Consider the following 12529-nt stretch of genomic DNA (forward strand, 5'->3'; position numbering starts at 1 on the left):
TTGAGAATACTAACTAGCTTTTGAAATTATTTTTCTTTGAAAATTTTATTCAACTCATACATTAATAAATTCCACCCGGTAGGATTAAACCCTGGATCCTGATGGGAATTAAGGATTTGTACACGAGTTTTCAGATGACTTTTACTTATTAGAAGTTTATTTTTTTTATCGAAATTTTGATTAATCGATGCATTCTTTTTCCCTAAAATCAACTGATGTTTCTTCAGTTGGTTCTTAAGTTGAAGGACTGTACCGATATTGCCATGTACTAAAGGGACCTGATTATTTAGCATCTGTTTTATAGTATCGGTTAAAAAAACATAATGGGTACAGCCTAAAACGATAACATCTCCTTTGCCAATAGAGGCCTTACCCAATAGTTTTCGCAAGTACTCCAACACCTTGGCCCCTACCCCGCCCTCCTGTTCAATTAACTGCACAAGTCCCGGACAGGGTAATTTTAAAATTTCTTTATTAGTGTCAATATTTCGTACAAGTTCATGGAACTTTTCTTCTCTTAAGGTAAAAGGGGTTGCCATCACAACCACGCGGTGAATATTTTCCATATTGACGGCGGGTTTTACTGCCGGTTCCATTCCAATAATAGGTATATTATACAGACTTCTTAAATCACTAATTGCTGCACTGGTTGCGGTGTTGCAGGCAACAACCATGGCTTTCGCATTTTGGTCAAGGAGTTTCTGCGCAACACTTTTGGAATAATACAAGACTTCTTCTCTTGTTTTTTCTCCATAGGGCGCGTTTTTAGAATCACCGAAGTACAAATATCTCTCCTCCGGCAGGGTTGTAATCATTTGTGCAAGAACACTGATCCCACCTAAACCGGAATCAAAAACACCAATCGGCTTAATCATATTGACAAACATTCCCTTCTTACCTAGTAGTTGACTCGTTTCTTCCGCATACTGATATTTAATAACAGACCAATGGCAATCATATTCGATAACATGAATGTGCCTCCATAACTTACAAAGGGTAGCGGCTTTCCGGTAACAGGCATCAGTCCAATGGTCATCATGATATTAGCAAAAATATGGAAGGCAAGCATGGAAATAATTCCCACCGCCAAAATGGATCCAAAAAGATCCTTTGACTGCTTAGCTACTATAATTCCTTTAACCAAAAGAACGATATACATTAATAATAAAATCGATACTCCGACAAAACCCAATTCCTCTGCAATAACAGAAAAAATAAAATCCGTATGTTTTTCCGGTAGAAAACCCAACTGACTTTGAATCCCCTCATTAAATCCTTTGCCAGTTAACATACCGGAACCTACCGCATAAATAGATTGGGTGATTTGATAAGCATCCCCCATAGGATCCAAGGTAGGGTTGATAAACACCATGATTCGTCGTTGTTGATAATCATTCAGAAAGTTCCAGGCAAAGGGAGCGCTTGCCAAAGCAACGATAAAAGTTATCAAAATATATTTATACTTTAAACCTGCCACAAAGAGCATGCCAAAAGTAAACACGGGAAAAACTAAAGTAGTTCCCAAATCCGGTTGCATATAAACAAGCCCCATGGGAATCCCGGCAATTATAAGTATCTTGCCTAAAGTTTTCAACTCATTAATTGTTTCATGATGTTCGCTGATGAATTTTGCCAGAGAAATGATTATTCCAATTTTGGCAAAGTCCGAGGGTTGAAAACCAAATCCCCCGATATAAAGCCAGCGGTTAGCTCCCCAATCATCTCCTCCTACTCCAATGATTAATACAGTGATCAGCAATAGTATGGAAAAAGCGTATATCAGAAGGTAAAAATTCCCAAAGGTTTTGTAATCAAAGAATAATATTAGGGTTATGACGATTAAGCCAAGAATCATTGAGCTTAATTGTGTTTGAATATAAGCATCACTGTTTGCTAAATTGCTTGTGGCACTGGATATCATAATGATTCCAAAAATTGAAATCATAATTACCACTGCAAGTATTGTAAAATCAAGATTTTTTATTGCTTTTCCTTCAAGTTTCATTTGCCCACTCCTACATTTTGCTGACCTTAGTTTAATAGATCCAGTACTATTTTTCAAGTTTTGTTTTTCAAGTTCTATTTTTAAAATTCTTCATCCATAATTTGCAGGGTTTTATCCATTAATATTTTAAAGTTAATTTGATTTTCATTCAAGGTATCTTTCCGAAATATTTTTTGACAAAAAATGAGATCTTCTTCCAGGTATCTTTTCCCTCGACTAATTAAATTCTTGGACTCCGTTTCCAACATTTTTTCTAGTTTCTCTTGATGTCTCTTTTTTTGGTTCATCCCCCACAGAACACCTGTATAAAGAACTCCCCCCAGGAGAAGGTATTTTCCTAATGAAACATAAGATTTTCGCGGATTGATCTTTTTATCAATTTGTAGCAGAGCGAAGCTTTTGAAATCATGGCGATACGCATTATGCTGACTATAATATAAAAAAGTCAGGGGGATTCCCATAGCCAGGCATTTACTAAAATTACTTCTATATGCTTTCCAACGATCGACCTCTTTCGTTTTTGATGCTAAACCGCTTTCTTGATTCAGTTCTCCATTAAATATTTTCATTTGTTCATCGCTAATTAGTAATTGTTTTTGTACCCATTCCAAAAGCTCTCTTTTATCCTCGGACATATAATGGTTAGCAGTTGATATCGATAATATATCCTGCATCAAAGTAAAACGCAAAATATCCCTTTCCTGTCCCTTGACTTTGTTTAACAAAGAATTTACAGACTTTTCTAAAGAGATCTCTTCCTCTTCACTGCTCAAAAGAAACTCTAAAACCTTTTTCCGATGTTTTTTCGGCATCTCTATATAGGCCATTACCTTATAGAAAGTTCGTAATTGGAAGACATCTGTATCCCTTAGTTTTGTAAGTAAGCTTGCAAGGATTAATCCATACTCCTGTTTAATCGCTTCGTCTAGTTTTCGGATATCTCGAACCATAGCAAATCCCTCCTTATTTATTTACTTAATGCATTCACAAAGGCTTTGTGTAGATCTTCTTTCAAGAAGACCCCATATTTTTTCAACACAATGGTTAGGGCTTTAAATAAGCGATAAAGCTTTTCTTCGCTACAGTTTTCCCCCATATGACCAATTCGAAGAACTTTACCGGACAAGTTTCCGAGGGAAGTTGAGATGAAAATTTTATGTTCTTTCCATAGCTCATCCTGAATCATTTTATAAGTTATCCCTTGGGGAATCTCCACTGCAGAAATGGTATTAGAAAAACCACTATCAGGATACAGACTTAGGCCCGCATTAATCACGGCCTGTTTTACACCGTTCCCAAGCAAGTTGTGCCTCGCGATCACATCCTCTCGATTCCATCGATCAAGGGCTGTTTCCAGACCATAAAAAAGATGTATCGGTTGACTATAGGGTAAAGTTTTTGTTAGTTGTATATCTTTCCACAACAGTAAGTTGGTATACAAACTTGGAATCTTCTTCTTTTTATTTGAGATCATCACCCATGCATCTTGACTAATGCTCAGCATGACCAAACCTGAAGAAGCGGATAAACATTTCTGGGATCCAGCTATGACCAGATCTAAATTCCATTCATCGGTCTCCAGTTTTTCTCCTCCTAAAGTGGAAACCGCATCCACCACACTGAGTATGCCATGCTTTTTTAACAATATGCTGATTTTTTCAATATTGTTTATTACCCCTGTAGGGGTTTCACAGTGAACTAATGTAGCAAACTTAAATGCATTCTGCTCTTTCAGAAGTTTCTCTAGTGTGTTGATGTCTATCGGTTTTTTATTATCGCATGAAAAGTAATATACATCACCACCATATTTTTCCGCCATTTCTCCAAAGGTTTTACCAAACAGTCCATTTTCAATACATAAAACCTTATCACCGGGATCGATCAGGGATGCCATAGCCGCCTCTAAACCTAAGATTCCCTCCCCGTTTAATATGCGAATATCATTTTTTGTTTTAAATACTTTTTTCAATTTATTTGCTACACCGAAATAATAATCCAAAAAATCCGGATGTCCATCGGGGATCGTCATCGGCCTTGCCATTGATTTCCTAACTTCTTCGTGGACCTCTGTCGGCCCGGGGCTCATAACCAGAATTTCATTCATTGAATTCACTTCCTCTACAAGTTATATTGATGAGTTTTTTACTTCCTAGAACATTTGCTTTACTATATAAGCCACACCATGTTCCTCATTACTTTTTGTAATCCAGTCAGCTTTTTCCAATACTTTCCCGTCAGCATTTGCCACAGCTACCCCTAGGCCCGCAGTTTCAATCATAGAAAGATCGTTTAACTGGTCTCCTACAGCAATCATTTTTTCCTGCGGGATTTTTAGTTTTTCGCCTACATATTCTAACGCGGCTCCCTTTGAAGCTTTGTCACTTAAAGCTTCAATATTATTACTGGAGGAACTTGTTATCGTAACGCCGGGAATTACCATTAATTGCTTTTTGATTTTACTTAAGACATATTCCTGCTCTGATAAAATAAAAAAAGTGTTTAAGGGAATTTCTTGATCTTTAATCTTATAAAAGTCAATCTTCTTTAAATTTTTATCGGTAATCATTTTAACAATCAATGATTTATATAGGGACCAAGAGCTTTTGTGTTCATGCCTTAAAAACCGTTTAGCTTCTAAAAAACGAGCCCTGTAACTTTGAATGTATATATTTTCCTCATCCGAACTATGGAAGTATGCTTTCTCGCTGTTCAAAATATTGATGATTTTTGTAGTGGCTTCAGGTTCTAGATAAATGGATTTTTCGACCTTCCGGTTTTTATTACGTACAATAGATCCGTTATTTGTAATAAGATAACAGTTAAAAGTGAATAAGTCTATATATTTTTCCAATGTACTATAAGACCTTCCGGTAGCAATAACAATTTCCACCCCTTTTTTACTGATATGTTCCAAGGCTTTAATGTTTTCTTCCGAAATTCTTTTATTGTCTCTAAGCAGGGTTCCGTCCATATCTGTTGCTAAAAGTTTATATTTCAATGTGGCTGCCAACTTTCTATCGTATAATCTGTTTTTTATTTTTCCTATATCTAATTCACTAGTCTTATTATACCTTTTTTTTCTTCAATTAAAAAGACATGCACCTTCTTTCCTTGATAATTTTCTATTTCCCTCTCAAATATTGTATTATTATGTTATAATGTACTCAGGTAATCAATAATATCAATATATTTTTTTATTAAACAGGAGGGATTTTATGTTATCAGAAAAACTAACAAATGAATTAAATGAACAAATCAAACACGAATTCTTTTCAGCAAATTACTATTTAGCCATGGCGGCTTACTGTAAAGATCAAAACTTGGATGGTTTTGCTAATTTCTTTGTAGTTCAAGCGGAAGAGGAACGTTTCCATGCAATGAAGTTTTTCAACTTCATTGATGAAATGGGCGGCAAAGTCATCATCACCGGATATGATGACCCTAGAACCAACTTTGATTCCATGATAGATGTTTTTACTGCGGGATTGGAACATGAACAATTCGTAACAAAACGTATCCATCATTTAATGGATATTGCCATGGAGGAAAAGAACTACCCTGCCATCAGCTTTTTAAACTGGTTCGTTGACGAACAGGTTGAAGAGGAAGCGACCATGACAAACCTGCTAGAGAAGCTTAAACTAATCAACAATAATCCAAATGGTTTATTTATGCTTGATAAGGAACTCTCTACACGAAGCTTCGTAGCAGAAGAAGCGTAACGAGTTAATATATTCTAAAACCATACCCTAACCTGAAACAAGATCAACATGATCTTGCTTCAGGTTTTTTAAATTCCAACCGAAATCAAAGGAATTGATAAGATATGACAATATAAGTCCTGATTTTTAAAGAAATTCGCGCTAAAAAGACTTCAGCCCCTTAGAAGAAAATTCAGGGCTTTCTAAGGCTCTTTACTGACATTGTTCTATTTCATCGTAGATGATATAGTTAAGTGTAGTTTAATTGGAGTTAAAACTTCAAAAAAATAATTAGGAGTGATTTTGTTGAACGATTTAAGTAGTGATTTATCTAGTGACAATATTAGGCGGTTAGTCCAGGAGGAAAATGTTAAATTTATTAATTTACAGTTTACAGACGTTTTCGGCAAGCAAAAAAACGTAGCAATTACCACTAGTCAACTGGATTCCGCATTAAATGGTGAAGTAATGTTTGACGGTTCTTCTATTAAAGGTTTTGTACGTGTTGAAGAATCCGACATGGTGTTGGCACCGGACCCATCCACATTCCAGATTTTCCCTTGGAGAACCGACTCTGAAGGAAAAGCAGCTCGAATGATTTGTGATGTTTATAATACAGACGGAACGCCTTTTGACGGATGTCCAAGAGGTGTCTTAAAACAAGTTTTAGCTGAATTGAAAGAGTATGGTTATGAGTATTATGTCGGCCCGGAAGTAGAATTCTTTTTGTTTGAACGTGATAAAGATGGGAACCCTACAACCGAAATCCATGATACTGCTGGCTATTTTGATATGTCACCAACAGATTTAGGCGAAGATGCCCGTCGAGATATGGTTTTGATGTTGGAAAAACTCGGTTTTGAAATTGAAGCTTCTCACCATGAGGCCGCTCCAGGACAGCATGAAATTGACTTTAAATACGGAGAAGCTTTAAAAGCTGCAGATCAAATATCAACTTTTAAATTGGTTGTAAAGACGATTGCAAAAAAACATGGTCTCCATGCCACGTTTATGCCAAAACCCCTAAAAAATGCACACGGAACCTGTATGCATATCAATCAGTCTTTATTTAAGAACGGTAAAAATGTATTTGAAGATAAGGATGATGAACTAGGGCTATCCCAGGAAGCCTATTACTTTATTGGAGGGCTCATTAAACATGCTCGGGCTTTTTCAGCAATCACGAATGCCTCTGTAAATTCTTATAAACGATTTGTTCCCGGCTATGAAGCACCAACGGATATTGCCTGGGGTATTGAGAATCGAACCCCTTTAATTCGAATACCCGGAACTCGTGGTTCTGGTACAAGAGTGGAGCTTCGTAATCCTGACCCCACAGCAAACCATTATTTAGCCCTTGCAGCTATTTTATCTGCCGGGCTAGATGGAATTAAAAATAAGATTGAACCACCGGCTTACTTTGATGGGTGTACCTATGATATGGATTGTGCAACGCGGGAAGAAAATGGAATTGAAAAATTCCCTGAAACCCTAGGGGAAGCCCTTTCAGAGCTAGAAAAAAGTGATTTCATGAAAGAGTCACTAGGAGAGCATATTTTTAACTTATACATTAAAGCTAAAAAAGCTGAATGGAGAGATTACAGTCAAGAAATCCATAATTGGGAGCTAAAGAAATATTTAAACTATTATTAATCAACCCCGATAAAACATCAAAAAATGCATAATTCGTGTAAAAGCCCCTGCTGAGAAGATCTCAGCAGGGGCTTTTCTTTTAATGTACGGCTCACAAATCTTCTACTTCAATTTATCCACGTACTTAAAAATAAGGGGGGGGCCTTATTGAACCTTCACTTGGTGATAGGTTTTCTTTCCTTTGCGGATCAATAATTTGTTATCCTCAAAATGATCCAACGTTATTAAATGATGAATATCTTTCACGGTTTCTTCATTAACATAAATGCCGCCTTGTTGTACTAAACGGCGTCCTTCTCCCCTTGAACTGATCAAACCGGTTTTTGTAAGCAAGGTTAAAATATCTAAACCCTCTTCAAAATCCTCTTTTTTCATTTCCGAGGTAGGTGCATCATCAGAGTACGATTTACCAGAGAATATAGCTCGCGCAGCTTCTAAGGCTTTTTTTGCTTCTGCTTCTCCATGAACTAGTTTCGTCGTTTCATAGGCTAATACTTCCTTCGCTTTTTCCATTTCTTTACCCTCCAAAGCGGACAGTCGTTTTACTTCCTCCGTGGGAACCATCGTAAGAAGCATTAAGCAGTTTTCCACATCAGCATCATGCACATTCCTTAAATACTGAAAAAATTCATAAGGTGATGTTTTCTTCGGATCTAACCATATAGTTCCCGATTCTGTCTTTCCCATTTTTTTCCCTTCGGAGTTTGTCAGCAATTTAAATGTAAGAGCATAGACTGAGTCTTTTTCCAACTTTCGAACAAGCTCATATCCCCCGAGTATATTAGACCACTGGTCACTTCCTCCAACCTGAAGCTTGCAGTTATATCGACGGTAAAGTTCTAAAAAGTCATAGGATTGCATGATCATGTAATTAAACTCCAAAAATGTTAACCCTTTATCCAAACGAGATTTATAACATTCTGCATTGAGCATTCGATTAATCGTAAAGTGTTTGCCAATTTCTCGGATAAATTCAATATAATTAAGATCCAGCAACCACTCCGCATTATTTACCACAATAGCTTTATCCTCATGCAAGTCAATATACTTTTGAAACTGACCTTTGAAGTATTCAATGTTCTCATCAATGGTTTCCTTTGTCAACATCTTACGCATATCCTGTTTTCCGGAAGGGTCCCCAATCATGGTGGTTCCCCCACCAAATAATATAATGGGCCGATGGCCAGCCCTTTGCATTCTTTTGATCACCATCATTTGAACAAAATGCCCTAGGGTTAAACTGGAAGCCGTAGCATCAAATCCGATATAAAACGTTACGGATTCTTTTCCTAACAGATTTTTTAATTCTTCTTCATGGATGACCTGTTCGATATATCCACGTTCCGTCAATTCTTCATATACGTTTTTCATTTTACATCCTCCTTAATGGAAATTATAAGTTGCTTATGACAATAATAAAGAACCAAATACAAAAAGCTTTTCTCCTTATTTATATGCTAAGGACGAAAAGCTCGCGGTACCACCTTAATTACATCCTATTCCTAGGATGTCTCTTAATAACCGTAACGTAGTTTATACGCGACACTTTCATGTCGGAACTCGGGAGTGTAATTCACAGATATGTACGGAAAACTTCTCACCAACCAGTTTCCTCTCTGATTTTCGATCCTATATCTGTTACTTTTTCCTTCATTGTTCGATGACTATTTAACTATGATCATTATTATAAAGGATGGTCCCAAATTGTCAAGCAGCTTTAATTGATTTGAGATAAATCAATATGACAATAGCCCCTTGGATTTTTCTTAAGATAGTTTTGATGAACCTCTTCTGCCTTATAATAGTTTTCTAAAGGTTTGACTTCTGTAACAATATCTTTATTATACTGTTTTTGTTCTTCTTGAAGAGATTCTTTAATAACTGTGATATCTTTTTCATCCATATAATAGACTCCAGTCCGGTACTGTGCACCGGTATCAGGCCCCTGTCTGTTTAATACCGTAGGATCTACAATTTTCCAGTATTTCTTTAGCAATTCAGTTAGGGATATAACATTTTCATCATATTTTATATAGCAAGCTTCCGCATGACCAGTATTCATATGGCAGACTTCATCATAGGTAGGATTTTCAGTATTACCGTTCGCATAACCAACTTCCGTTTCTACAACACCCTTTACTTTTGAAAAGTAAGCTTCTACTCCCCAAAAACAACCGGCAGCTAATACAATTTCTTTCAAAACGACTCCTCCTTTAGGGTTTAAAAAAAGCGGAGTGAACCGCTTTTTAAAATTTATACAGGTTATGTATATTATTTAAACAAACCCTTCTTCTTCTTTTTTGGAATAAAATCTTTGATCATCATTAATACTGCTCCTAGTTCCAAAAGGGGTTGTAATACCTCTTGGTTTAAAGTATCCACTAAATCGGTGGTAGTATCAATGGTACTGCTCACATTCTCAATAGATCCTGTGATGTTTTCCATTTCATCATTAATACCCGAGGTGACCTCTTCGATATTTTTTGTAATAATAGGAATACTATTCAGGGTGTCATTAATGTTTTTTTCATTGGTTTCAATAATAGTATTGATTCCTTTCATAGTCTGTACTAATTTCAATACAAACAACACTACAGCAATTACCAGAACTATTAAAACAAGCATTAATATTGATTGTAAGTCTATTGTTAATTCCATACTATCTCCCCTTTGTAAGTGATTTATTCTTCTGTTTCTTCCTGCTCTTTGGAAATATCTTCTTTATCATTCTCTGTTTCCGCAGTGAAATTTGTTTTTGTACTTAACCAAATTTCTTCCGCACGATCCTTCTTCTCTTCTAATAACTCAGAAGCTCTTTCCTTACCAACTTCGAGATAATCTCCCATATCCTCTCTTAACCGCATCACTTCATCCTTAGTCTTCTGACGAGTAACTTCTCCTTTATCGGGAGCATACAGTACTCCTAATACAGCTCCTAGGAAAGCACCTAAAGCCAAACCTTTCATTAAACCCTTTTTCCGAGCTTCCTCTTTGGATTGTTGAAGGTTCATGGAATCGGTAAGTTTTTTGAATCGCTTTTCAATATTTCTACAATACATCTTAACACTTCCTTTCATATTTAGGCTCAAACCTATGTCTTATTATACCCAGACTTCTACCTTTAAAACAATGTTTCCCTAATAAAAATCGTTTAGTCCATTCATATCCTCTAAGAGATTTTTCCGATATTCTCCATAAAGAACCTTCAGTTTTGAAATGTTTTGTTGCATTTCCTGCTGAAGCTTTGAAGCCTCCAGATAGTTTTTGCCTTCCAGTTCTTTTTTAATTTTAGAAAACAAAGAAACCTGATCCAGGCGATCTTTCATTAAATCATAACGAAGTCCATTTATTTTCTCCCAATTAACCACGTCTAAATCCGATAAGTTTTGATTCCCATGAATTCTTCTACAAGACCTTACTAACTCCGTATTTTCCGGAAGAATTCGCCCAATCAGTTCTTTGACCCAAATATCCAGATTCGCCTCCATAATAGAGTCTATGATATTATCTTCAAACACTCCGCCTTGGTACAACATTTGTTTTTTATCATAGTGTTGATTGAAAATATGAATACATTCCCATACCGTAGCCGGGGATTTACCAAACATTCTTTCTCGCTCACCTTCCGAGTAATCGTCAAACACATCCTCTTCACTTCGATAAACCCGGTCCTTATCTAAATAAAACTTCTCTTCCCCAAGGGACTTGGAAAACTCAGCTTCAACTTCTTTCCCGGATAAACCGGCAGATAGTACTTCTTTGATACCATCCAGCATGGATTGATACATAGCGGCGACATAAACATAGGTGTTCGAATTCGGACTTGGCGATCGCAGTTCAAAGCGAGTAGCATGTGGATTGATGATATCCCGAACCAACCCTATTAAAACCGTACGGTTTCTCGAAGGAATTTCCGGAGTATGACCTACGGAGCCAACAATTGATACCGGGGCTTCAAATCCCGGTTTTAATCGATTAAAGGCATCATTCGTTGAATTAATAAAGGGATTGATCACATCATAATTATTAAGAATTCCGATAAAGGCTCCCCATCCAAGAGGATTTAAAAAATCTTTTTTTATATTTTCAGGAACAAAGGCATTCAACTTTTCTCCATTGTTTAATAGAAACTGCACACCCACGTGGGTATGTTTGCCACTACCGGCTACCCCTTCAATGGGCTTTGCTGAAAAAGTAACCTCTAAGCCATGAAATTCAAAAACTTCTTCAATTAATTCCCGGATAAATAGTTCATTATCGGCAGCTTGCAAAGCGGTGCTGTATTTCCAATCCACTTCCAACTGTTCCATAACATGATTGAATTTGCCCGTTAATCCAATTTTCGCAGTAACTCCCCCAACTTCCTTATGAGCCATTTCCGGACCAAACCCATAATCTTCTAATATAATCATCACTTCTTCTAATGCGGTTCGTACATTCCCTTTGGTTCGTTTCCAGTATTGTTCTTTTAACATTTGAGATGTGGTTAATTTTTCTTCATCAGCGGATTCTTCCGGGGTTTTCACCCAAAATTCTAATTCTGTGGCCGTGGTTAAGAGCACTTTTTTAACCCCTCTATCATAGAGGTCTTTAAGTTGTCCATTTTTATACCTATGAATTGATTCGAGCATAAACTCTTCAAAATAGTTCTCCGCTCTTTTTAAAATTGAACGGGAGTCCACCATTTTCCCATCATGTTTCAAAAACGCCGGAATTCTTAAAGTCCCTAAAGGCATGTTGGTTTTCGAATCTTCATAATAGTAATTGTAATCCACAAACCAATTAACCTCTAAATCCGGAATTAAATCCACTTTCGCATTATTCAGTGTAGCAATTTTGTGTAGAATTACACTGGAACCATCGGTTTGTACTCCTTCTTTTAAAAAGCTGTCCAGTTCTTTCAAAAATAAAGATACAGGAATTTTCTCATCGGTATCATTGCCTCCCAGATCCACTCCAACCAGCGAGACAAATTTAATGTAGCTATGAATGGATAAGATTTCTTTCAAATATTTTTTTTGATGGGTCCAAGGAGGTAAAGTAAAAAGTTTTTCTTTAGACAGTATTTCTTTAAGTTCTGTTTCCATTTCAATCATCCTTCCTTTTTTTTCGTACTTATTTTTTCATTAAACCAATAATCGTTCGGGTTATTTCATATTAAAATCCGATG

At 36.5% G+C, this 12529-nt stretch carries 12 protein-coding genes and 1 other annotated feature; of the genes, 2 read left to right on the forward strand and 10 right to left on the reverse strand.

From position 1 onward, the window contains the following. Window positions 1-26 precede the first annotated feature (26 nt). From murI to ISALK_RS13585, 5 genes are all read right to left on the reverse strand, one after another. The gene (gene murI / locus ISALK_RS13565) at window positions 27-875 is read right to left on the reverse strand and encodes a glutamate racemase (RefSeq protein ID WP_160723214.1); all 849 of its coding nucleotides are present in this window, start codon (window positions 873-875) and stop codon (window positions 27-29) included. A 23-nt stretch (window positions 876-898) separates the two neighbouring features. Next, window positions 899-2005 (reverse strand): rod shape-determining protein RodA, encoded by a 1107-nt coding sequence (rodA, locus tag ISALK_RS13570; RefSeq protein ID WP_160723216.1) that lies wholly within the window; start codon window positions 2003-2005, stop codon window positions 899-901. A gap of 80 nt (window positions 2006-2085) precedes the next feature. Beyond that, window positions 2086-2778: a hypothetical protein gene (locus ISALK_RS13575; protein WP_160723218.1), complete on the reverse strand. Its 693-nt coding sequence runs from the start codon at window positions 2776-2778 to the stop codon at window positions 2086-2088. Window positions 2779-2972: 194 nt separating this feature from the next. Then, complete coding sequence (locus ISALK_RS13580; RefSeq protein WP_160723220.1) at window positions 2973-4109, reverse strand: pyridoxal-phosphate-dependent aminotransferase family protein; 1137 nt, start codon at window positions 4107-4109, stop codon at window positions 2973-2975. Window positions 4110-4154: 45 nt separating this feature from the next. Then, entirely contained in the window at window positions 4155-5003 is an 849-nt protein-coding gene (locus ISALK_RS13585; RefSeq protein ID WP_160723222.1) for a Cof-type HAD-IIB family hydrolase, read from the reverse strand. 217 nt (window positions 5004-5220) lie between these two features. Here ISALK_RS13585 and ISALK_RS13590 point away from each other — a divergent pair, with 217 nt between their 5' ends. Continuing rightward, window positions 5221-5727: a ferritin gene (locus ISALK_RS13590; RefSeq protein ID WP_160723224.1), complete on the forward strand. Its 507-nt coding sequence runs from the start codon at window positions 5221-5223 to the stop codon at window positions 5725-5727. A gap of 285 nt (window positions 5728-6012) precedes the next feature. After that, window positions 6013-7359 (forward strand): type I glutamate--ammonia ligase, encoded by a 1347-nt coding sequence (gene glnA / locus ISALK_RS13595; RefSeq protein WP_160723226.1) that lies wholly within the window; start codon window positions 6013-6015, stop codon window positions 7357-7359. Window positions 7360-7503: 144 nt separating this feature from the next. On the opposite strand, the gene tyrS is transcribed toward glnA, so the two are convergent. From tyrS to ISALK_RS13620, 5 genes are all read right to left on the reverse strand, one after another. After that, window positions 7504-8730, reverse strand: coding sequence for a tyrosine--tRNA ligase (tyrS, locus tag ISALK_RS13600; protein ID WP_160723228.1), 1227 nt, complete (start codon window positions 8728-8730; stop codon window positions 7504-7506). An 85-nt stretch (window positions 8731-8815) separates the two neighbouring features. Beyond that, window positions 8816-9022: a binding site (T-box leader), on the reverse strand. Window positions 9023-9076: 54 nt separating this feature from the next. Further along, window positions 9077-9559: a peptide-methionine (S)-S-oxide reductase MsrA gene (msrA, locus tag ISALK_RS13605; RefSeq protein WP_160723230.1), complete on the reverse strand. Its 483-nt coding sequence runs from the start codon at window positions 9557-9559 to the stop codon at window positions 9077-9079. Between the two features lie 71 nt (window positions 9560-9630). After that, window positions 9631-10017 carry a hypothetical protein gene (locus ISALK_RS13610; protein ID WP_160723232.1) on the reverse strand — a complete coding sequence of 129 codons (387 nt, stop codon included), beginning with the start codon at window positions 10015-10017 and terminating at the stop codon, window positions 9631-9633. Window positions 10018-10040: 23 nt separating this feature from the next. After that, the gene (locus tag ISALK_RS13615) at window positions 10041-10436 is read right to left on the reverse strand and encodes a YtxH domain-containing protein (protein ID WP_201756923.1); all 396 of its coding nucleotides are present in this window, start codon (window positions 10434-10436) and stop codon (window positions 10041-10043) included. Window positions 10437-10496: 60 nt separating this feature from the next. Then, window positions 10497-12446 carry a type I glutamate--ammonia ligase gene (locus tag ISALK_RS13620; RefSeq protein ID WP_160723235.1) on the reverse strand — a complete coding sequence of 650 codons (1950 nt, stop codon included), beginning with the start codon at window positions 12444-12446 and terminating at the stop codon, window positions 10497-10499. Window positions 12447-12529: the final 83 nt, after the last annotated feature.

The sequence above is a fragment of the Isachenkonia alkalipeptolytica genome (assembly GCF_009910325.1).
In the GTDB taxonomy this organism is placed as follows: domain Bacteria; phylum Bacillota; class Clostridia; order Peptostreptococcales; family T1SED10-28; genus Isachenkonia; species Isachenkonia alkalipeptolytica.

What these genes read in the sequence shown, in the direction of transcription:
- ISALK_RS13615 (WP_201756923.1), bottom strand. Translation starts at nt 10,436, where the DNA reads ATGAAAGGAAGTGTTAAGATGTATTGTAGAAATATTGAAAAGCGATTC.
- ISALK_RS13610 (WP_160723232.1), bottom strand. Translation starts at nt 10,017, where the DNA reads ATGGAATTAACAATAGACTTACAATCAATATTAATGCTTGTTTTAATA.
- tyrS (WP_160723228.1), bottom strand. Translation starts at nt 8,730, where the DNA reads ATGAAAAACGTATATGAAGAATTGACGGAACGTGGATATATCGAACAG.
- ISALK_RS13590 (WP_160723224.1), top strand. Translation starts at nt 5,221, where the DNA reads ATGTTATCAGAAAAACTAACAAATGAATTAAATGAACAAATCAAACAC.
- ISALK_RS13620 (WP_160723235.1), bottom strand. Translation starts at nt 12,446, where the DNA reads ATGGAAACAGAACTTAAAGAAATACTGTCTAAAGAAAAACTTTTTACT.
- murI (WP_160723214.1), bottom strand. Translation starts at nt 875, where the DNA reads ATGATTAAGCCGATTGGTGTTTTTGATTCCGGTTTAGGTGGGATCAGT.
- ISALK_RS13580 (WP_160723220.1), bottom strand. Translation starts at nt 4,109, where the DNA reads ATGAATGAAATTCTGGTTATGAGCCCCGGGCCGACAGAGGTCCACGAA.
- rodA (WP_160723216.1), bottom strand. Translation starts at nt 2,005, where the DNA reads ATGAAACTTGAAGGAAAAGCAATAAAAAATCTTGATTTTACAATACTT.